Genomic DNA, 20,919 nt, shown 5'->3' on the forward strand with positions numbered 1-20,919 from the left:
TATCCTGTTTAGAGTGCAATGACTCAGCTACGCTTTTTTCAATATGGCTTAATTGGCTTACTTGGTTTTACCCTCGCAGGTTGTGATAAAACCGCAACCAAACCACCTGTAACCACTCCAATCAAGGCTCGCGAACCTGTAATTGCGATTGCTCTCGGTGGCGGTGGTACCAAAGGTTTTGCCCATATTGGCGTGCTCAAAGTCTTAGAGTCACATGGCATTAAACCCAAAATTGTCACAGGCACCAGTGCAGGTAGTTTTGTTGGCAGCATCTATGCCAGTGGCAAAAGCCCCTATCAATTGCAACAGCTCGCACTGCAATTGCAAGAGTCAGACCTGCGTGATTTAACCTTAAATAGTCAAGGCATTGTATTGGGGCAAAAATTACAGAACTACGTCAATAAAAATGTAAGTAATCAGCCTATTGAAAAATTCCCAATACGCTTTGCCGCGGTTGCAACACGCTTAGACAATGGTAAAAAGGCGGATTTTATTTCTGGTAATGCGGGTCAAGCTGTGCGCGCCTCGTGCAGTATTCCGAATGTCTTTGTTCCTACAACCATTCGTGGCAGCAAATATGTTGATGGTGGCTTGGTCAGTCCTATTCCTGTAACTACCGCAAAAGCCATGGGTGCAGATATTGTCATTGCGGTTGATATTTCTGCCCGCCCTGTCGGCAATAAACCACTCAATATGTGGGGCTTACTCGACCAAACCATTAACATTATGGGACAGCAAAGTATTAATACCGAGCTGAATCAGGCCAATATTGTGATTCAACCCAAAGTCGGTCATGTTGGTACTTTAGACTTGAAAGCCAGCAATGCGTCCATCCTTGAAGGCGAAAAAGCAGCACAACTCAAAATTAAAGCCATTGAAACGGCTATTAGTAACTTTAAAAAGTCACCCGCAGCATTTAAACCTGCGCCAAAAGCAAAATTTTAAATAAGTACTTTTTTAATTTTCATCATCTTAGACATCTGTTACAGTGAATAGTGATGCCTTTATAAGCACTATTCACTGACACAATACACGAGTAGATGTATGGAATTTGTTTTTGAACCGTGGCACTGGTTTGTCCTCGGTGTTTTATTAATGCTGTCTGAATTAGTCCTGACTGCTTTTGCAGCGTTATGGTTTGGAATTAGCGCAATTTTGGTGGGTATTTTATTGTGGCTTTTTCCAGCCCTCAACTCAACAGCCCAATTGGTGCTGTGGATGATTCTGTCCATTCTTTGTACCGTCGCATGGTTTAAATTCATAAAACCACTCTCCATTGATAAAACCAAAGCTGGACTTTCACGTGAAGCCACTCTTGGTCAAGTTGGGATGGTGATTCAAGTTAATATGGAACATGAACAAATCCGTGTACGATTTCCAATGCCTGTTTTAGGCTCCGATGAATGGAACTGCCGTACCCTTGCTCACGTCAATGTAGGCGATCGAGTACGCGTGGTCGATATTCTGGGGAATGATCTTGTGGTACAACCACATCGTCCAAATCATGACAATCAATAAAAGCGAGTAAAACTATGTCAGCGGGATCTATTATTGTTATTGCGTTGTTGGCCTTTGTCGGCATCACGATTTTTAAGGGGGTTCGTATAGTTCCCCAAGGCTACAAATGGATTGTACAACGTCTAGGTAAATACCATACGACCTTAAGTCCTGGTCTTAACTTTGTTATTCCATATGTAGATGAAGTGGCTTACAAAGTCACCACCAAAGATATTGTGCTGGATATTCCATCACAAGAAGTGATTACCCGTGATAATGCGGTAATTCTGATGAATGCGGTTGCCTACATTAACTTAACTACACCTGAAAAAGCAGTCTACGGGATTGAAAATTACACGTGGGCAATTCAAAACTTGGTACAAACCTCACTTCGTTCAATTGTCGGTGAGATGGATTTAGATGATGCACTTTCTTCACGCGATCATATTAAAGCCAAACTGAAAGCAGCTATTTCAGATGACATTGCAGATTGGGGCATTACCTTAAAAACCGTCGAGATCCAAGACATTCAGCCTTCACAAACCATGCAATCTGCCATGGAGGCACAGGCTGCCGCCGAGCGTCAACGTCGTGCAACAGTGACCAAAGCCGATGGTGAAAAACAAGCAGCTATTCTTGAAGCCGATGGACGTTTAGAAGCTTCGCGCCGCGATGCAGAAGCACAAGTGGTTTTGGCCGAAGCTTCACAACGTGCCATTGAAATGGTGAGTTCAGCCGTGGGAGATAAAGAAATTCCTGTGGCTTATCTGCTCGGTGAACAGTATGTCAAAGCCATGCAAGAGATGGCGAAATCGAATAATGCCAAGACTGTGGTATTACCTGCGGATGTTTTAAATACTATTCGCGGTGTCATGGGTCGTAACAATTAATTCAGACCAATAATATCCTTTTGTGTTTCAAATAAATAGGCAGTTTATGACTGCCTATTCTTTTTTTAAAAACAAAAAAAACAGAAAACTTTGTGAATTTATGTTTAAATCCCGCCCTTATTTTCATCATATTGTTTGCTTTTTGTAACTATTTTAGCAAAAAGCTACATTCTAGTTCGTGATTTAACTCCCAAGGATAAGCGTATGAGTTCACTGAATCCGACCTTAATCACTTTTTTCTTTTATATCATTGCCATGGTTTTTATTGGCTTGATGGCATACCGCGCAACCACCAATTTTGATGATTACATCTTGGGTGGTCGTAGTTTAGGAAGTTTTGTAACTGCACTTTCGGCAGGTGCATCCGACATGAGCGGATGGTTACTCATGGGTCTACCTGGTGCAATTTACTTATCAGGTTTATCTGAAATGTGGATTGGTATTGGTTTAATTATTGGTGCTTGGCTCAACTGGCTATTGGTCGCAGGACGTTTACGTGTGCATACCGAAGTGCAATATAACGCATTGACCCTTCCCGACTATTTTTCCAATCGTTTTAATGACCATAAGAAAGTTCTGCGTATTGTCTCTGCCTGCGTCATTCTTATTTTCTTCGCGATTTATTGTGCTTCTGGCATGGTGGCTGGTGCACGATTATTCGAAAACATGTTTGGCATGTCTTATACAACCGCACTTTGGGTCAGTGCCATTGCAACAATTAGTTATGTCTTTATTGGTGGTTTCCTTGCAGTTAGCTGGACAGATACCATTCAAGCAACTTTAATGATTTTTGCCCTCGTGCTCACGCCTATTGTTGCCGTATTGAGTTTTACGGATACGCAACAACTGACCATGGCTCTTGAAGCTGCACGCCCACAAGCCATGAACCTTTTTGGTGACTTAAGTATTGTAGCCATCATTTCATTAATGGCGTGGGGCTTAGGCTACTTTGGTCAACCCCACATTCTGGTACGCTTTATGGCAGCGGACTCTGTGAAATCAATTCCAAATGCTCGTCGTATTGGTATGACATGGATGATCTTCTGTTTAGGTGGTGCTGTCGCTGCGGGATTCTTCGGGATTGCCTTTTTCCAGCAACATCCAGAATATGCTGCTGTCGTCAGTGCCAACCCCGAAACTGTATTTATGGAGTTAACCAAAGTTCTGTTTAATCCATGGATTGCAGGTATTGTGCTTGCTGCAATTTTAGCGGCAGTCATGAGTACCTTAAGCTGCCAATTATTAGTGTGCTCAAGTACCTTAACTGAAGACTTTTATAAAGCCTTTTTGCGTAAAAATGCGTCGCAAAAAGAATTGGTTTGGGTTGGTCGCCTCATGGTGCTATTGGTCTCTGTGCTTGCCATTTGGATGGCTGGTAATCCTGATGCCAAAGTATTAGGACTGGTTGCTTATGCTTGGGCTGGCTTTGGTGCTGCATTTGGTCCACTGATTATCTTGTCTTTATTCTGGAAACGCATGACTTTAACGGGCGCACTTGCAGGTATGCTTACAGGTGCAGTTATGGTTATTGTGTGGAAGAATGCTTTTGCTGCAACCGGTATTTATGAAATCATTCCAGGTTTCATCTGTGCAACAATCGCGATTATTGTGGTCAGTCTATTCAGCAAAGCGCCTGAACAAGACATCACTGATCGTTTTGAACAAGCTGATGAGCTTTACAAAGCATCTAAATAATTGCTGTAAAAAAACGCTATATCTTCAAAGATATAGCGTTTTTACATTTCAAATGTCTTTAAAACTTATGTTCAATACATGTCATTAAAATTGACGAGCCAATAAGAACTGAGAAATTTGCTGCAATTCTTGCGCTTGCCCTTCAAAAAACTGCAAAGCTGCAAAAGCTTGGTCATGTAGTTTTTGTGCATAAGCTTTGGCTGGTTCTAAGCCCATCAATGCAGGATAAGTCGACTTATCGACTTGCTCATCTTTACCTGCGGTCTTACCGAGTTGTTCTGTATTGGCAATAATGTCTAAGATGTCATCTTGGACTTGAAAAGCCAGACCAATATTTTGCCCATACTGACGTAATTGCGGAATTGCAGGATCCGTGCCCTGAAAAATCGTCACCGCTGCCATCATAATTGCCGCAGTAATTAAAGCACCCGTTTTATTACGATGAATCGTTTCTAAAGCCTGCTGATCAATTTGCTTACCTTCAGCCTGCAAATCTAAAACCTGCCCACAGACCATTTTCGATGAAGCTGTCGCCAGAATTTGCATTTGCTTAAGCACGATAGACGGGTCAACTGCTTCACCTTGGTCAAATAAGCGACTACCCAAAACTTCAAATGCCATAGATTGTAAAATATCACCGGCTAAAAGCGCAGTATCTTCCCCATACGCGACATGACAGGTGGGTTGACCACGACGCAACTGATCATTGTCCATGCAAGGTAAATCATCATGCGCCAAGGAATAGCAATGAATGAGTTCTACCGCAACGGCGGCGCGGCGCACTGCCGCCCCATTCTGATTTGGACGAATTGCTGCTGTGGCATAACATAAGGCTGGACGTACTCGTTTTCCGCCCAACATCACCGCATGATGTACTGCACTTTTTAAAGGCTCAGGTAAAGAAAAAGCCTGTAATGCGGCAAGAAGATCTTGCTGAATCTGCTGTTGCGCTTGATGCAACGTATTATTTTGTACGTCAGTTAAAGATGACACATTTGCCTCGAGTATTTTTGCTATACAGCGCCACAAAGATGCTGCATGACCATCAAAGTTCGGATTGCTCGTGATTGTACGCTAAATGCGAAGCCTGCCATACACCTTGATCTAGATTTGATGCAAGTTAATTTTATAAAGCGCGATGCGATAGGCTGTATGCTTCATTTAAGCCAATCAACTTAAAGTATTCTTTACCTAAGACCATGTGTTTTCACACATAAGATTTAACCCTATCGCTCATAAACACGACTCACCTTCCTGACATCGCTGCTGTTTTGGATAGGAATAACATTCAGTATGGTTGCTATAATACACACTGTTTTTAAGTCCTTTTTTAGCACAATACAGGGCTTGATCTGCCAACTCATAAAATGAGCGAGCAAACATAAATTCCCGAGTACTCACCACTCCAACTGAAATAGACAACTCATGCAAAATTTGACCTCGGAAATGCTGTCCTAAAATCTCCACTGCACTTCGATAAACTTCTGCCTGCTCACAACCTTGCTGTAAGGAAAAGTTCGGCAACAAAATTGCAAACTCTTCTCCGCCAATACGATAAATATGCTGTGAAACTTCAATCGGGCTTACATTGAATAAGGTTCTTGCCAAAGCTTTGAGCACATTATCTCCCAAACTCTGCCCATAAAGATCATTAATGTGTTTAAAGTTATCGATATCAATCAGCAATAAAGTCAGTTCGGATATTGCATGCTGCGTCATGCCATGCAAATAATGTTTTAATTTCAAATCAAAAGTACGACGATTCGCCAAACCCGTTAAATGGTCCTTTTCACTGATACGCCGAAGTTCCAAATGACTCGCCTCAAACTGGATTTGCTTGTGCATTAAATTGGAAATATCTGAACTACATAATAAAATGGATTGAACTTCACCATTTACACTATAATTCGGCTTCAACATGACCCAATAATATCGACCAAACACCTGATATTCAAAAGGTTCTACTGAAAGTCCTTGTCTAAAACGTAGCACATTTTGGCTAAACACCTGAAAGCATGCTTCAGAAAACTGTGCGAGATTTTGTAAATACATCTGCTCAACTGAAACATTAAAGCCACTCGCGAAAAAGCGATTGGCAAACAAAATATCTCCTGTAGGAGAGAGTAATGCTGTTGCCAAAGGCAAAGAATCTAACACTTCATGGGTATCGATATTCAGGTTATTTTGAATAGAATGTGCATCCATAGTACATACATTTTTTTAGGTTAAAGCTACGCAAAATGCTATCAAAAATTGTTTTCCCTTCATTCAAATATAAAATGAATAGCTTATAAAAATATAATATATATGAATTTATGAATTACTTATTCGTATTTAAGTAATAGCCAATAAAAAAGCCCCTATCAAAAAGATAAGGGCTTAAATGAGGTGCTAGAAATAGCTTATTTTAAACAATCTTCGGGCACACGTACCCAGCCTTCCATGAGTACACGAGCACTGCGACTCATCATGGCTTTTTTCACTTGCCACTGACCATTTTCCAATAGAGCTTGTGCACCCACCCGCAAAGTGCCTGAAGGATGTCCAAAACGTACCGCTTCACGCGCGCCGCCACCCGCAGCCAAGTTCACCAATGTCCCTGGAATGGCAGCCGCTGTACCAATGGCAACCGCAGCAGTCCCCATCATGGCATGATGTAGTTTACCCATCGACAATGCGCGAACCAGTAAATCGCTATCCGCTTCGGTAATGGCTTTACCACTTGAAGATACGTAGGCTTTCGGTTTGGAAACAAAAGCTATTTTGGGGGTATGTTGACGTGTTGCCGCTTCTGAAATGTCCTGAATCAATCCCATTTGTTTGGCACCATAGGCACGAATGGTTTCAAAACGCTTTAATGCAGCAGCATCACCATTAATGGCCTCTTGTAACTCTGTGCCGGTGTAACCAATATCTTCTGCATTTAAGAAAATGGTTGGAATACCCGCATTAATAAAAGTCGCAGGAAAAGAGCCTATCTCAGGTACGTCCAAGGTATCCACGACATTTCCAGTTGGGAACATGGCACCACCATCTTCACCATCATCCGCAGGGTCTAAAAATTCAATTTGGACTTCTGCCGCGGGGAACGTCACGCCATCGAGTTCAAAATCACCCGTTTCTTGGACTTGTCCATTGGTCATAGGTACATGGGCAATTATGGTTTTTTGAATATTAACCTGCCAGATTCGTACCGTACATATGCCGTTTTCAGGAATACGTGCTGCATCCACCAAACCATTCGAAATAGCAAATGAGCCCACAGCAGCGGTTAAGTTACCGCAGTTACCACTCCAATCCACAAACGGTTGGTCAATAGACACTTGTCCAAACAAATAATCGACATCATGCTCAGCTTGCGTGCTTTTCGCTAAAATGACAGTTTTACTGGTGCTTGATGTTGCTCCACCCATCCCGTCAATTTGTTTTGCATACGGATCTGGACTACCAATCACGCGCAGTAAAATTTGATCACGAATTTTACCTGCCACCTGAGCAGCTTCTGGTAAATCATCGCGTTTAAAAAATACACCCTTACTGGTACCGCCACGCATATAAGTCGCTGGAATTTTAATTTGAGGAGCAAAAATCATTGTGCTTCTATCCTTCCTGATTCATTTTTTTAACGAATTACTTCATTTAAGCCTTATCCATCATACTGCTTTTTATGAAAAAAATTTGTCTTGCAGGACTTAAGTATAAAAAATCAACGTTCGATCATTTTTTTTACAGCATGCAGAACGATAGAGTCATTTTTTAAATAAATCTAAACAATTGATTCATCATTCAATTTTATATGTTAAAAAAGAAATACACATAGCGAAATGATTTGACCGATCGTTCATCTACTAGGCTAAGTGTAATCAATCCTTTACAATCCATATACATTCATTGTCGGGCTGAGAACTTTGAACAATAACTCTTCACAACTTCAGCGTGGCTTAAAGAACCGTCACATCCAACTTATCGCCATGGGTGGCGCAATTGGTACAGGCTTATTCTTAGGTTCCGCACAGGTTATCCAATCTGCTGGTCCATCCATCATTTTAGGTTATGCCATTGGTGGTTTAATTGCATTTTTAATTATGCGTCAGTTGGGGGAAATGATTGTCCATGAACCTGTTGCAGGTTCATTTAGTCATTTTGCTTATCAATATTGGGGCAAATTCCCTGGCTTCCTTGCTGGTTGGAATTACTGGATTCTATATATTTTAGTGGCGATGACTGAGCTTACCGCAGTCGCTAAATATATTAATTACTGGTGGCCTTTTATTCCTGCATGGGCTTCGGTACTGTTCTTCTTCGTTGTCATTACCCTCATTAACTTGGGTAATGTAAAGTTCTATGGAGAGTCGGAATTCTGGTTAGCGATTATTAAAGTTGCTGCAGTAATTTCCATGATCGTATTCGGTTTATATTTATTATTTACCGCAGACGCAAACTCAACGGCTTCATTTAGTAACCTTTGGACACACGGTGGATTCTTCCCGAATGGCTTTGAAGGTCTATTCTATATGTTGGCTTTCCTGATGTTCGCCTTTGGGGGAATTGAACTGATTGGGATGGCAGCGGCAGAAGCGAAAGATCCTGAAAAAACTATTCCTAAAGCCATCAATCAAGTTGTGTTCCGTATCCTTATTTTCTATATCGGTTCATTGACTATTCTGTTGTCTTTAGTGCCTTGGAACCAATTGGATTTAGGTGGTTTGGACAAAAGTCCATTCGTGATGATTTTTAGCCAAATGGGCATTCAATGGGCTGCACATTTACTGAATTTCATTATTTTAACCGCTGCTTTATCTGTATATAACAGTGGTATGTACGCAAATAGCCGTATGTTGTTTGGTTTAGCGGAACAAGGAAATGCGCCAAAAGTTTTCTTGAAAGTGAACAAACAAGGGGTGCCAATTCCTGCGGTATTGTTCTCGGCATTGCTCATTTTCGGTTGTGTATTGTTGAACTACTTTGTACCTGAAGATGCGCTTGGTCATTTAATGTATATTGTTGTGGGTGCATTGGTATTGAACTGGGCAATGATTAGTTTGACACATTTAAAATTCCGTCAAGCCATGAAAGCCACATCAACTCAAACTAAATTCCCTGCACTTTGGTCACCAGTAAGTAACTATTTAGTCCTGATCTTTATTGCGACTGTGTTATACATTATGTGGACGCAAGGCTTTAAAGAGTCTGTACTGATGATTCCTGTGTGGATTGTCTTGATGCTGATCTTCTTTAAAATGATCAAACCAGCCAAGAGCTAAGCAACTTTGGGTTGAATTAAAAAAAGTTATTGTTTTGGCAATAACTTTTTTTTTGCTTTAAAATCAGGTACATTATTTCCACTTTAGCGCCCTTAGCTTAACTGGATAGAGCAGTTGCCTCCTAAGCGACCGACGTGGGTTCGAGTCCCGCAGGGCGCACCAAATCATTAAACGCATATAACTTTATTTACACCACAGTCAATAAAAATCAATAACTTAAACAACAATCATGGTCTTTCTTAACTCTATATAACTTGATATAGCCTTAAAAAATAAGTACCTTAATGAGTACCTAGCCCGATTCTATCAACTTTCAGGTACTCATTCTCATGGCTAAACTGGTTAAACCCCTTACAGACCCTCAATGTGGGGCTGCAAAACCACGAGATAAGGATTACACCCTATTTGATGGTGATGGGTTGATATTGCTTGTACGCACATCGGGCACAAAGACCTGGCGATATAGATATAAAAATCTATTGGGTACTCAAATCATCACAATAGGTACTTATCCGGCTATCAAACTAGCAAAAGCTCGAGAGCATCGAGCAAAATATAAAACCATGCTGGCCAACGGATTGGACCCTAAAGAGCAAATAGCGATTGAACAATCTAAGCAAGACAATAAATATCACTTTGAACCTATAGCAAGGGCTTGGCATGTTGCCTACAAAGCAAGTGGTAAATGGGGCGAAGAAACGGCGGAACGTGCGTTAAAGAACCTAGAGAAATATGTATTCCCTCTTATTGGGACCCGTCCGATTGACAGCATCAAGCCTAAAGACCTCAATTATGTCCTGAGCCAAATTGAAGAAACAGGCTTTCTTGAAGTGGTCAAAAAGACACGCCAGCGTTTTGTCAGTATTTTTGCTTATGCCATTTCTAAAGGATTAATAGAGTTAAACCCTGCATCTAGTTTAAAAGATGCCATAACAGTGACACGTAAAACTAAGCACCACCCTAAACTACACCTGAGCCGATTACCTGAGTTTTTACAGAAGATAGAAGCTGATAAAGGTTATCCAATTACTAAGCTGTGCTTAATGTTCGCCCTACACACTTTCGCCCGATCAAGTGAGATACGCTTTGCGCGCTGGTCTGAATTTGACTTAGAAAAGGGACAATGGATTATCCCCCCTGAACGGAAAGCATCGAAGGGTAGCAAGTATGCTCATCGTGGAGCAAAAATGAAAACTGAGCATTTAATCATGCTCTCCCCTCAAGCCTTAGCCATTTTAAAAGAGTTACAAGCCTACAGCGGCATGTATGAAAATGTATTCCCTAAACACGGCGACCCTTACGGCTTTATCAGTGAAACCACCATAAACAATACATTAAGACGTATCGGTTACGATACCAATGAAGATGTGTGTTTGCATGGCTTCAGAGGCATGGCTTGCGGTGCCTTAGTTGAAAGTATGCTATTCACTGAAGAAGCCGTTGAGAAGCAAATGAGCCACCAAGAACGCGACCAAGTGCGCTTAGCTTATACACATCATGTTGAGTTCTTAGATGAACGTAAAAAGATGATGAACTGGTGGAGTAATTATCTTGATAAGAATAAGAGCGAATATATCAGTGCTTATGACTATGGTCAGGAAATCAAAAACATTGAGCAAGATAATCTCATTCAGTTTAAAAAGACCAAGTAAATAAACCCTATCTTACTTAGAAAAGCGGCTTAATGGCTTAATAGGCTTGAATCCCTTATACGACAAGCTACTCCATTAAGCAATGCTATAGAAAATGTACTGGCATAATGGCTTAATCAATATATTTCCCCTAGAAACCCTGCGATTTTGCGATTTGGCTTTACCACCAGTGCTGCATAAGACTTTGGACTTCGCAAACTATTTGCGATTCACTTGCGGTGCGCTGCGATTCCCCCATTTTATAACGCCGTGATTTGTCGCTGTAATGAGCTTATATGCACATATATGGTTATTTATCATTTATATTCAGTTTGCTAAGTCTAGGTTTGCTCCCGAAAGTCGGATACCCAATTCGATTGGCTTAGCTGTTTATTGGGGATGCTGTGGGAGGCATGTATGAGATTTTTGGACTATATTGATAGTGATACCAGTAGTTATATTTCACTAAAAGAAGCAATATCCCTTTTAGTTGAGAAAACAAATTGGGCTATAAATGAAGTAGCTATCTATTTATTAAACAAAGAAGTCCCAGAAGAACTAGCTTGTCTTGTAAGAGGTTCTGACTACAAAATAAAAATTTCTAGTGGTAAACATTTTAGTTATGGAGTTTTTAGACCATATGGCAAAGATTGGGCTTTTGAATATCTAACCAATATTGCTGAATTATCTAATGGTACAACATGGGAAACTATAGCGAAATACACAGCTCACTGGGATTATTGGAACTCTGCTTTTATTTGTGACAGTAATTTAAAACTCCTTGAAAATGTCTATTGGTACAAAGAGGCGTTCTTTGATGCATATCCTATTAAGTCTTTAAATTTGCTTGATGATGATCAAATTCCATTAAATCAGAACTTAACTCCTATATGGGATGTTCAATATCTAAATATCTTGAAAGATGATATGCCCAATATAAAAACAATTGATCCAGATTTTTTCTCAGGTGCAAATTTTGACTTTGAAGATTCAAATACAACCAGTCAAATACAAAGTAAAGAGACTCTGTCTCAAAATGAAAATAATACAAAGCAATTAGACAACCAGTTACCGCTGCATATCAAAATTTTAGCAATGAATGATTATTTCACAGTTGTCGAATCGGCTTGTTTCATCTCTTTTGATGAGCCTGAAAAAATGCAGACACATATAGATTCTGGAAATTTAGCCTATAACGCTTGGAATTATGGTGAGCATATGCAAGCAGTAAAAATAATTGAAAATGGCATTAGAGCGAACAAACTTGATATAGAAAATGATGGCATGATACCAAGAGCATCATTACAGCGATTTCTATGTGAGCGTAATCATGTAATTAGTGGTTTTAACGACAATCAACCATTATTAATTCTGCCAAGGTATGGAGACCCATCAATTGGATATGCCTCACCAGAAAGTTATCAAAAAGAACGCTCTCAACTGTTAAAAGAATTCAAGCAGCTCAAAAGTGAGTTAGAGCAAGAGAAACTTCAGTCATCATTACTCATTTTAGATAATCAATCCTCGCTATCTGAGACCAACCAGCTAAAAGCTAGAATTACAGAACTTGAAGCTGCTCAACCCAAGTCAATAGATTCTGATGTTCAATTAAGTCCAGAACAGGAAATCCCTAATTCAAGACAAAGAAATAATATTCTCAAAATTATTTCGATTTTGTCTGGCATGGCAGGTTTACCGCCAGAACATTTCAAGGCATTTAATATGATGGATGTCCATGCAGCTCAAAATAATATAGATATTCCAAGTAAGCACACAGTCGCAGATTGGTTAAAAAAGGCTAGGGATTCTAACTAGAACGTAAGTCATTCTAACTAGAATTGGAATGATTCTAACTAGAACAAAGTAATCAAAATCATAAACATACTAACTCCACGATATACAACTATGTGGAGTTATACACATGCAACCCATCCGAATTACTTACAATCAGGCTTGTGAGTTATTGAGCATAAAGCGCAATGCTTTACGTGAACTTACATTGAATGACCCAGAGTTTCCAAAACCGTATAAAGCTGGTCCTACTCGTCAAGCTCCTGTGTATTTCGACTACGCCCAGCTTGTTGAATGGCATAACAAGCAAATGCAAAGCCTTGCAGTATTGGAGGCTTAAAGCATGAATAACCATCAAACCCAAGTCCTCAACCACCTCAAGCAAGGCAAAACCCTCTCACAAGCAGAGGCAATTCATTACTACGATTGTTTCCGTCTTAGTGCGGTTGTAGAACGCCTACGTAAGCAAGGTTATGACATTGTGACCCATGCTGAACCCAACCTAAATAATAAAGGCTCACACGCACGTTATGAATTAAGGGAGTTCGAGGCATGAAAGAGCTCTTTCACAACCCCCTCAAACTGTTTTTAGTCTGGGTAATAACTGTTTTTCTTGTTGCAAGCTATGGACGTTTTGCTTATGCTTACGGCGTTCACCCACATGGTGAATTAGCTTTGGTCGGCTATTACTATAAAGGCGCATATAGTCCGCTCAGGGCTTTTTTTATGCGTTATATCTCTATGCGCCTGCATATCGTTATGGCAGAGCTGGAGGGGGACACTTTCGAGTGTGCTGGGTTCCTTTGTAGCCAGTCGACCAACCCCTTTCAGTTTTGCCACCCTCATTTGGTCGTGAATGGCAAAGCTCCAATCTACAAAGGAGCGCATTAATCATGCCTAACTCAAATCAAAAATCGAAATCAATTAATAACGATTATTTCCCATCTCTAAGCTGTACCAGCGCATTTTTCACACCACATAAAGATGCAAACCATCTCAATGCTCAAGATGTTATTCATAACCTTGTTGGAAGTGCTAAAGACATTTCAACCGTTACTTTCAACTGTTTTGAAAATGGTAAGGAATTAACCATTAACGGTGAAATTGTTGCAAACCTGATTTTTGAAATCCAAACCAAATTAGAAATGATTGAGAAGATATTGCCTTTGGCTTTTGAATGGCAAGAAAGTGAAAAAGGTGGTGCCAAATGAATAACACCACCTCCATCAAACCCGACACCATCTTAGCAAATTGCACATTACTTAATCCACTGGATGATACCTATATCAATCATCCAGTCATTCAGCGTTTTGGCAGTCCTTTACAGCCGATCTATGTGGACCAGTGCCATGTAGATATCAACGGCGTGAGCTATGATAATCCTTTAATTCAGCCGATCTATAACGCTCAATTAGAGCTTGTTCAATGTGCCGTATTACAAGATAAACAACCCTTACGAGTCATCCCCGATGGAGTGGCCAAAGGCTTTGCTGTGTTGGGGGAGTTACACCAGGATAAACCTGTCATCATCACCTACAGCCTAGAGGCATTCTTTAAGATTGCTCAAACTGGCTACGCCGTGGTATTGGTAGTATTACCAAGCCTATGTGATGCTCATCAAATCGAGTTAAAGCCATTTGATTTTGAGCAAATGCAGTTCGTGATTAATCAGCTTTCAAAGTCAGGTTTTGACAGGTTGTATATGCCAGTACGCCCTGAGCATATACAGCTCGAGGCATTCCAAAACCTTGAGAAAAATAGCCCTGTTCAATTGCTCAATCAATTTCAGAAAGCTGGTGAAAGTGAGTTTTTAACTGAGCTTTTAAAGGATGATGATGCAGAGGAAGTACAGGCTTTTCTTGATTATGCCATTGAGCAATTACCATCATTAAACCAATGGGGTGAGTTATTACCTCTGGAGCAAGCCGGTACGGCGTTAAATAGCCCTTATCCCATTCATGCCCTGCCACCACTGGCAAGGGATGCCGTGATAGCAATTGCTGAGCATGTACAAGCGCCAATTGGTATGACAGCTCAATGTGTCATCGGTGCCATGTCACATATTGCCCAAGCCCATGTAAATGCACCACATCCATTTAGCCCTCATGGTGAGCCATGTAGCCTCTATCTACTCACTGAGGGGCAAAGTGGAAGCCGTAAGAGTACCAGTCGAAACATGGCAGACAGAGCCATTATTGAGCATGAACGGAAACAATACGAGCAATACCGCCGTGAGCTGGAGCAATGGAAAAGTGGCCAAGCCTCTTTAAATAAGAAGGATAAAGAAGCCTATTGCGCTGAAAATCCCCCACCACATGACCCGAGTACTTTATATAGCGATATCACGCTGGAATCGATTGCAGGGCTTTATGTTGATGGTGTGTTGAATAATGCCTCCATTGCCAGTGATGAAGCTGGACAATTCTTTGGTGGCTATACCATGAAAGGAGACACAAGGACGCAAGCTATTGGAGGCTATGCCAAGCTATTTGATGATGGTTTTGTGGAGCGTACCCGATCAAAATCGAATTTAAACGGTAGTGGTCGTGCTTATGACGTTCGTTTGACCTTCAATCTACAGGGGCAGCATGAAGTGTTATCCGAAGCCCTTAAAGATCCTGTGTTACGTGGTCAAGGCTTCCTGCCTCGCTTTATTTTAACCATCCCTGAGAACTTGGCAGGGACACGCCTACAAGATGCTATTTACCGATCTAAGAACGCCAATCATGACCATCGGCTTATCGCTTACTGGACACGGTGTGAATACCTACTGGATGACTGCCCTAGACCACAAGGAGGGCAAGAACTTCATAATGGGCGTTATGTTATTCCTATGAACGATGAGGCAAAGGAAATAGATGCATCGTTCTACAACATGTTTGAGGAACTACAAGGCAAAGGTAAGCGTTATGAGTACCTACAGGCATTTGCCAGTCGAGCCAGTCAATTAGCACGGCGTTTAGCGACTGTATTCGCTTATTTTGAGGGCATACAGTGGATAGATGCCAAAACCTTAACAGGGGCCTGTGAGGTCGTTAAACACTCGCTGAATGAATGGGCGATGTATGCAGATATTGAGGTCAAAGCGGAAAGTGATGGTGAACGTCTGATTAAGTGGCTGGTGCGGAAATGTGCTGAACAAAAGACCAGTAGCCTTTCTAAAACCTTGGCCATGAAAGGTGCGCCGTCACATCTGAGAAAAGCCAAGGAGTTTGACCCTTGTATCAATGAATTGATCGAATTTAATTATGTTCGATTGGTCACTATCAACAAATCCACATACATTGAATTAAACCCTTTACTACTGAAATAAGCGCGATTTTGCGATTTTAGGCTGTACCCCTCGCTATATAAGGGGTTAAGAATCGCAAATGGCTTGCGATAGCACTGCGATAGGCTGCGATTCCTTTGCGATTGATACGAGGAATCGCAAATCGCAAAACCGCAAACAATATGGCTGCGATAGTGAAAGCCTTACTACATAAGGACTATAGAGTGAAATCGCAGAATCGCAGGGCTTCTATAGATAAATATAAATTTAAATAGCCGAGTCAAAATTAAAAAACACTAATTGCTACTTTATGAAGACGCTGCCAAGCTATAGAATTCTTAAGTACAGGTTTTTCCTTGACTATTTTTTCTAGTATTTTAGCTAACGAATTATCATAAGACTCAATTCTTTGGCCAATCACTCTGTCTAACAAAAGAAGGACCTCTTGAGGGTGCTTCTCAGTCAGTAAATATTTATCTTCATTGTTAGTTAACTGGTATAGGAAAATTGAAGTTGGTTCAATGTTTCTTAAATATGGTTCAATATTTTTAACGATATCTGTGAAATGCTCGGATGTTTCTATAGCCAAATCTAATAACCTTTCAGATGTTTTTGACGTTTGACAAAAATTTTCTTTAGGCCAGATATTTTTAAAGAAAAATCTGCCAAAACTTAACCAGGAATTTTCTTTATGAACTATATCTGAAAGTATCCATAGACTATGAGATAACATATCACTATCGAACTTTCTTAAAATTTTTCTGATTTCTACATTAGTAAATAATGTCTGTTTAGGGTAGGAGAAATAGCAAAACTGTATTAACAATGATGCTAAATTATTTTTCAAGCTCTCACTTTTTGTCCATTCTGGCTTTTTTTCGAATAAATCAATAAAGAATGATTTTAAAGTCAAAATTGATTGATTTGAAGGTCTACCATGTATGTAAAAGAAACTTTGCCAAGCAGCTTCACTATTCTTATTATTTGGATTAAAAATAGGTATTAAATGATATTTAGACCATGACTCATAATTTTCATACATAAAATTAAAATTATAAATAATCATACTGATAGCATGGTGAGATCCTTCTCCTTTACTTTGGATAGCTAATTCTAATCTCCACAGGACTGCATTTTTGAATTCAAGAGGCGAGAGCTCCCAAGCAGAATAAATATTAAAAACAGCCTCTACTAGTTGGCCTACTGGAGAATTTATAGCATGTTCAAATGTTTTCCTTGATTTTTTAACTTGACGTCCCTGTTCGTAAGTATCTCCAAATGCACTATCATTGGCTTCTAAACCAATAAGATTCAATGTATTAATAATATAGTCCCATACTCTCCAAAAAAGATCTTGTTGATTTTTACAAGCATCAATAAATTTCCCTTCTAACCATCTGGTCAAAGAGAAGCGACATGTAAAAATAATTTCTTTTGGCAATTTTAAAACGGCGTTGCCAATTGCAATTAAATTCTCTGAATTTGCATCTGAAGGGATATTCTCAAATAATTGTAGCCAGTATTTTTCTCGATTATTATTCCTTTCTAATTCTTCTAAAAGCTTATTTAACGATTCACTTAATTTCTTTTCTATAAATTCAATAAAAGGCTTGTTTTGTTTAAACCGAATACTTCTATCTGATTCTAATAACTCAACTTTTTCAAAAAATTCAGTACTATCATTGATTGCATCCAACTCTTTACTGGAAGTGTTGATTGAAATCCAACCACTTTGAACTCCAGCTATTAAACTCTCTTGCTCTACATAATCTTCTTGCCAATTATCAGTACTTTTAATTTTTGTAAACTCTTTATATGCATAACTAGATAGACCTACTTTCGTTTGGGCTATTTTATGTAATAGACGCCCGACCTGATAATTTTTGTAATCTGCAAAACTTTCACAAGTTTCATGATCAGATATTTGTCGATAACCAATGATTTTATGCTCAATGAGCGATCTACTATCTTCATCAAGGTTATCCCATTGATTGGATATGAAAGATATAATCTCAGACTCAATGTATCTGTTCCAAAAGAAATCATCAGATAGACATTTAATACCTTCATCTATAGGCCATTTATCAATGCTTTTAGAATTTGCCCAAACAAATAACTTTAATCTGCTGAAAATTAACTCATCATTTTTAGGCCACTCTTCAACGATTTCTATTAAGAATGCTTCATTAAATATTGATAGTTTTTTTAAAAGATCACACATCCATAGTATTAATTTTCCAATTTTTTTATGGACATCTCTTTGTGGTTTTAGTGGGTTATCAAAATTAATTGGTGGGAAATAAAGGCTGTGAAAAAGAACTTTAATTGACTCATCATTTAAGTTATTAACAAGATTAATATATTGTATAAATTTTTCAGAAAGAATTTTAATGACATCTTGAAGATTGTCATTATGTATTTTTATATTTTCTGATCTATATTCAGGAAAATCTATTTCAAATTTAGAAAATAAATATTGTTCATTTGTTCTGGTAGGGATGTATGATTTCTTTAAATTATATTCTGATTGCATCGATAATATTGGACTTAGAACATCTTTCAGATAAGTAAAATATAAATCCAATAAAGGATTCTGGTCTTTTTCTAAAACTCTTTTTATTGCATACCACTCATGTTGATTAGAAAATTTTTTCTTATCAACATGAGTTGTTATATTCTGGATCCAAAAATTCAAATCACGGTCTAGAAAAACTTCTGGAGTATCTAGTATTCTTTTCTTTACCTGATCTATGATTGCTGGATGTAAATTGGTTTGTTTTTGTGCCCACCATATTGCAGCAGGTTGTTCTGCAACCTTTGAAAACCAAATTGCTAAAGCATATATTCTTGATTGAACATTCCATAAATTTTCATAACGTATATTTGACAGACCCTCAGTTAAGATTGTTCCATGTTCATCAGAGAAAACACTTATATAATCTTTACCAACTTTGTATTTCAGATTTTCTTTTAAAGAATCCAGCTCACTACGACTTGGATCTATATCGGTTCTATATAAATCAATAGGATCAATTGCCAGTTTTTCACCACTAGTATTTTTTATTTCCTCCACTTGCCCTAATCTTATTTTCTTATCAAATACATAAATCCATTCTGAACTTGGTGTAGGCTGTAATCCCATAAATTTATATGCACCTTCAGCTGTGGAAATATAGTTAGTAATAATTCCTCTTTCAAAGGGCTCTAAATCTTTTGGAGATTGTTGAGATAATTGTCTAATATATTCATCCCACTTTTGTTCATCCCCTGCATATTTTGCCCACTCTGCGATCGTATTCCATAGATCATTGTGGTCAGGATATGAAATACCTGTTGCACCGAGTTGGGACCATTTGGTCTCTATATAACCCTGTTCCCCTCGTTCAAAGGCATAAATGTTATTTGCATTTGACCCTTCTGAATTTAACCCCTCAAGCAAATAGCGCACTAAAGTATCATCTCCTGAATAGCCAATGAGTACGACAGTTCTGCGTGTTAATAAATTTGAAAGAAATTTTGTTGCCCACCCATGCGATAAATAAGCACTACCAAAATTTTGAGAAGAAATAATTAAATTATTGAGTTTATTTTTTTTAGGATTAATCCATTTTCCATGAAGATACACAATACCTGATAACGGTTCTTTTGATTGGATATCTGGTAGATATGGGGGAACAAATGATCGAATTTTTTTATTGACTCTTTCAAAGAGCAAATCAAAATTTGTCGTAATAATAAAAGGTTCGTTTTCTTCATTTATTGAAAGTTTTAATAAATTTTCATGATTATCTAAAAGTGGGCCTTTAGGCAGTTTCAATTCATTCAATAAAACTGAGTCTACGATTTCATCTCCATAAATTCTCTTTAAGGCAGTAAAAGTTCTATCAAATTCCTTATTAAATAGTAATTTCGATATCTCATTGTCATCACTATCAAGGGCATATAATTTTTCAGCAACATTCTTGGTTAATTTTTCAAATGAAGGCAAACCAGCTGGAACAGAAACTCCTGCACCACAGAAAAATAGCAACTCTCCACGCTTTTGAGCATCTATTAGTTCATTTGGAATATTTGGACCCGTTGCAGTAAAACGCATTTCAACCCTCAACTTTTTAATAAGCAGATGTATTTTAAGTAATTGTTATATAAAGCATATATTAAATATTCTATTGCCTAATTTGTCACTAAAAACAATTACTTTTTCATGTTTAAGTAGGCCTCGTTTATTCAAGCACCTTTAAAGTATCCCCAATACCTTGGCATTCTAAGTTCTTGTCACTAATGAAAAATCTATTCTTTACTATGACTGAATTACCAGACCTAGTATATCTCTTAGTATGCTCAGTTTCCTTGATGGGACACAAGTAGAAAGCCTAGTAAAATGACCTCAAATCTATATACAGCAAGGTTTACGTCTAATTTGACGATTACCGATTTCATCAAGGTACATCAAGGTAAATAATCAAATGGTTCTTGGTAGTATTCAAATGTGACCAAGTTTTCACGATAGCTGGGCGGCCATTATCACCGCACCGGTACAACAAGAATCACTCCCCATCAAGTAACGAATACCAGATGCATGTATTCATCTATAGTTATGTTTTATGTGTTTTCTCTGAGCAGCTACCATTTTTTTATTCAATTCTAACCTAAATCATTAGTAAAATAGTGCAACGTGTTTTGCATGTTTTTGATCTAATATATTGATTAATATTAAGTAAATTGATTTTTAATTACCTTGACATACATCCTTCAAAACATGGTGTTTTATGTATAAATAAGGGTGATTGATGTGGTTTTTAAGCTGTTTTATGCATTTTTTATGCTTAGAACGGTCTTAAAAATGCAATTGAGGGGTATCTGCCTGTGAATTTTTTGGC

16 protein-coding genes and 1 tRNA gene are annotated in these 20,919 nt (G+C 38.8%); 13 read left to right on the plus strand and 4 right to left on the minus strand.

Going from position 1 to position 20,919, the window contains the following annotated elements:
• Nucleotides 1-18: 18 nt before the first annotated feature.
• The 4 genes from E0H82_RS00775 to putP all read left to right on the plus strand — a co-directional run bounded on the left by E0H82_RS00775 (nucleotide 19) and on the right by putP (nucleotide 4,082).
• The gene (locus E0H82_RS00775) at nucleotides 19-945 is read left to right on the plus strand and encodes a patatin-like phospholipase family protein (RefSeq protein WP_131262552.1); all 927 of its coding nucleotides are present in this window, start codon (nucleotides 19-21) and stop codon (nucleotides 943-945) included.
• 99 nt (nucleotides 946-1,044) lie between these two features.
• Nucleotides 1,045-1,518 carry an NfeD family protein gene (locus E0H82_RS00780; RefSeq protein WP_131262553.1) on the plus strand — a complete coding sequence of 158 codons (474 nt, stop codon included), beginning with the start codon at nucleotides 1,045-1,047 and terminating at the stop codon, nucleotides 1,516-1,518.
• A 14-nt stretch (nucleotides 1,519-1,532) separates the two neighbouring features.
• Nucleotides 1,533-2,387, plus strand: coding sequence for an SPFH domain-containing protein (locus E0H82_RS00785; protein WP_131262554.1), 855 nt, complete (start codon nucleotides 1,533-1,535; stop codon nucleotides 2,385-2,387).
• Nucleotides 2,388-2,591: 204 nt separating this feature from the next.
• On the plus strand, nucleotides 2,592-4,082 hold the full coding sequence (gene putP / locus E0H82_RS00790; protein WP_131262555.1) for a sodium/proline symporter PutP: 1,491 nt from the start codon (nucleotides 2,592-2,594) through the stop codon (nucleotides 4,080-4,082).
• 84 nt (nucleotides 4,083-4,166) lie between these two features.
• Here putP and E0H82_RS00795 read toward each other — a convergent pair whose 3' ends face one another.
• The 3 genes from E0H82_RS00795 to prpF form a co-directional block, all read right to left on the minus strand.
• Nucleotides 4,167-5,075 carry a polyprenyl synthetase family protein gene (locus tag E0H82_RS00795; RefSeq protein ID WP_131262556.1) on the minus strand — a complete coding sequence of 303 codons (909 nt, stop codon included), beginning with the start codon at nucleotides 5,073-5,075 and terminating at the stop codon, nucleotides 4,167-4,169.
• A gap of 240 nt (nucleotides 5,076-5,315) precedes the next feature.
• Entirely contained in the window at nucleotides 5,316-6,287 is a 972-nt protein-coding gene (locus E0H82_RS16775; protein WP_131262557.1) for a GGDEF domain-containing protein, read from the minus strand.
• A gap of 197 nt (nucleotides 6,288-6,484) precedes the next feature.
• Nucleotides 6,485-7,675: a 2-methylaconitate cis-trans isomerase PrpF gene (gene prpF, locus E0H82_RS00805; protein WP_131262558.1), complete on the minus strand. Its 1,191-nt coding sequence runs from the start codon at nucleotides 7,673-7,675 to the stop codon at nucleotides 6,485-6,487.
• A gap of 315 nt (nucleotides 7,676-7,990) precedes the next feature.
• On the opposite strand from prpF, the gene E0H82_RS00810 reads away from it, so the two are divergent.
• The 9 genes from E0H82_RS00810 to E0H82_RS00850 all read left to right on the plus strand — a co-directional run bounded on the left by E0H82_RS00810 (nucleotide 7,991) and on the right by E0H82_RS00850 (nucleotide 16,081).
• Nucleotides 7,991-9,346: an amino acid permease gene (locus E0H82_RS00810; RefSeq protein ID WP_131262559.1), complete on the plus strand. Its 1,356-nt coding sequence runs from the start codon at nucleotides 7,991-7,993 to the stop codon at nucleotides 9,344-9,346.
• 86 nt (nucleotides 9,347-9,432) lie between these two features.
• A tRNA-Arg gene (locus tag E0H82_RS00815) sits at nucleotides 9,433-9,508 on the plus strand.
• A 167-nt stretch (nucleotides 9,509-9,675) separates the two neighbouring features.
• On the plus strand, nucleotides 9,676-10,998 hold the full coding sequence (locus E0H82_RS00820; RefSeq protein WP_131262560.1) for a tyrosine-type recombinase/integrase: 1,323 nt from the start codon (nucleotides 9,676-9,678) through the stop codon (nucleotides 10,996-10,998).
• 396 nt (nucleotides 10,999-11,394) lie between these two features.
• Entirely contained in the window at nucleotides 11,395-12,792 is a 1,398-nt protein-coding gene (locus E0H82_RS00825; protein ID WP_131262561.1) for a hypothetical protein, read from the plus strand.
• A 106-nt stretch (nucleotides 12,793-12,898) separates the two neighbouring features.
• The gene (locus tag E0H82_RS00830) at nucleotides 12,899-13,108 is read left to right on the plus strand and encodes a helix-turn-helix transcriptional regulator (protein WP_131262562.1); all 210 of its coding nucleotides are present in this window, start codon (nucleotides 12,899-12,901) and stop codon (nucleotides 13,106-13,108) included.
• A 3-nt stretch (nucleotides 13,109-13,111) separates the two neighbouring features.
• Nucleotides 13,112-13,324: a helix-turn-helix domain-containing protein gene (locus tag E0H82_RS00835; protein WP_131262563.1), complete on the plus strand. Its 213-nt coding sequence runs from the start codon at nucleotides 13,112-13,114 to the stop codon at nucleotides 13,322-13,324.
• Nucleotides 13,321-13,659, plus strand: a complete 339-nt coding sequence (locus tag E0H82_RS00840; protein WP_131262564.1) for a hypothetical protein — start codon at nucleotides 13,321-13,323, stop codon at nucleotides 13,657-13,659. The genes E0H82_RS00835 and E0H82_RS00840 overlap by 4 nt, the downstream gene beginning before the upstream one ends.
• Before the next feature lie 2 nt (nucleotides 13,660-13,661).
• Nucleotides 13,662-13,979 carry a hypothetical protein gene (locus E0H82_RS00845; RefSeq protein WP_131262565.1) on the plus strand — a complete coding sequence of 106 codons (318 nt, stop codon included), beginning with the start codon at nucleotides 13,662-13,664 and terminating at the stop codon, nucleotides 13,977-13,979.
• The gene (locus E0H82_RS00850) at nucleotides 13,976-16,081 is read left to right on the plus strand and encodes a DUF3987 domain-containing protein (RefSeq protein WP_131262566.1); all 2,106 of its coding nucleotides are present in this window, start codon (nucleotides 13,976-13,978) and stop codon (nucleotides 16,079-16,081) included. Before E0H82_RS00845 ends, E0H82_RS00850 begins: the two co-directional genes overlap by 4 nt.
• Nucleotides 16,082-16,325: 244 nt before the next feature.
• Here E0H82_RS00850 and E0H82_RS00855 read toward each other — a convergent pair whose 3' ends face one another.
• Nucleotides 16,326-20,135, minus strand: a complete 3,810-nt coding sequence (locus E0H82_RS00855) for an SIR2 family protein (RefSeq protein WP_131262567.1) — start codon at nucleotides 20,133-20,135, stop codon at nucleotides 16,326-16,328.
• Nucleotides 20,136-20,919 lie beyond the last annotated feature (784 nt).

Origin of the sequence: Acinetobacter sp. ANC 4910 (genome assembly GCF_004331035.1) — a bacterium.
Taxonomy (GTDB): Bacteria; Pseudomonadota; Gammaproteobacteria; order Pseudomonadales; family Moraxellaceae; genus Acinetobacter.

Bases quoted from the DNA above. Each gene is read 5' to 3' on its own strand.
- E0H82_RS00775 (WP_131262552.1), top strand. From the start codon at position 19: ATGACTCAGCTACGCTTTTTTCAATATGGCTTAATTGGCTTACTTGGT.
- E0H82_RS00780 (WP_131262553.1), top strand. From the start codon at position 1,045: ATGGAATTTGTTTTTGAACCGTGGCACTGGTTTGTCCTCGGTGTTTTA.
- E0H82_RS00785 (WP_131262554.1), top strand. From the start codon at position 1,533: ATGTCAGCGGGATCTATTATTGTTATTGCGTTGTTGGCCTTTGTCGGC.
- putP (WP_131262555.1), top strand. From the start codon at position 2,592: ATGAGTTCACTGAATCCGACCTTAATCACTTTTTTCTTTTATATCATT.
- E0H82_RS16775 (WP_131262557.1), bottom strand. From the start codon at position 6,287: ATGGATGCACATTCTATTCAAAATAACCTGAATATCGATACCCATGAA.
- prpF (WP_131262558.1), bottom strand. From the start codon at position 7,675: ATGATTTTTGCTCCTCAAATTAAAATTCCAGCGACTTATATGCGTGGC.
- E0H82_RS00820 (WP_131262560.1), top strand. From the start codon at position 9,676: ATGGCTAAACTGGTTAAACCCCTTACAGACCCTCAATGTGGGGCTGCA.
- E0H82_RS00825 (WP_131262561.1), top strand. From the start codon at position 11,395: ATGAGATTTTTGGACTATATTGATAGTGATACCAGTAGTTATATTTCA.
- E0H82_RS00830 (WP_131262562.1), top strand. From the start codon at position 12,899: ATGCAACCCATCCGAATTACTTACAATCAGGCTTGTGAGTTATTGAGC.
- E0H82_RS00835 (WP_131262563.1), top strand. From the start codon at position 13,112: ATGAATAACCATCAAACCCAAGTCCTCAACCACCTCAAGCAAGGCAAA.
- E0H82_RS00840 (WP_131262564.1), top strand. From the start codon at position 13,321: ATGAAAGAGCTCTTTCACAACCCCCTCAAACTGTTTTTAGTCTGGGTA.
- E0H82_RS00845 (WP_131262565.1), top strand. From the start codon at position 13,662: ATGCCTAACTCAAATCAAAAATCGAAATCAATTAATAACGATTATTTC.
- E0H82_RS00850 (WP_131262566.1), top strand. From the start codon at position 13,976: ATGAATAACACCACCTCCATCAAACCCGACACCATCTTAGCAAATTGC.
- E0H82_RS00855 (WP_131262567.1), bottom strand. From the start codon at position 20,135: ATGCGTTTTACTGCAACGGGTCCAAATATTCCAAATGAACTAATAGAT.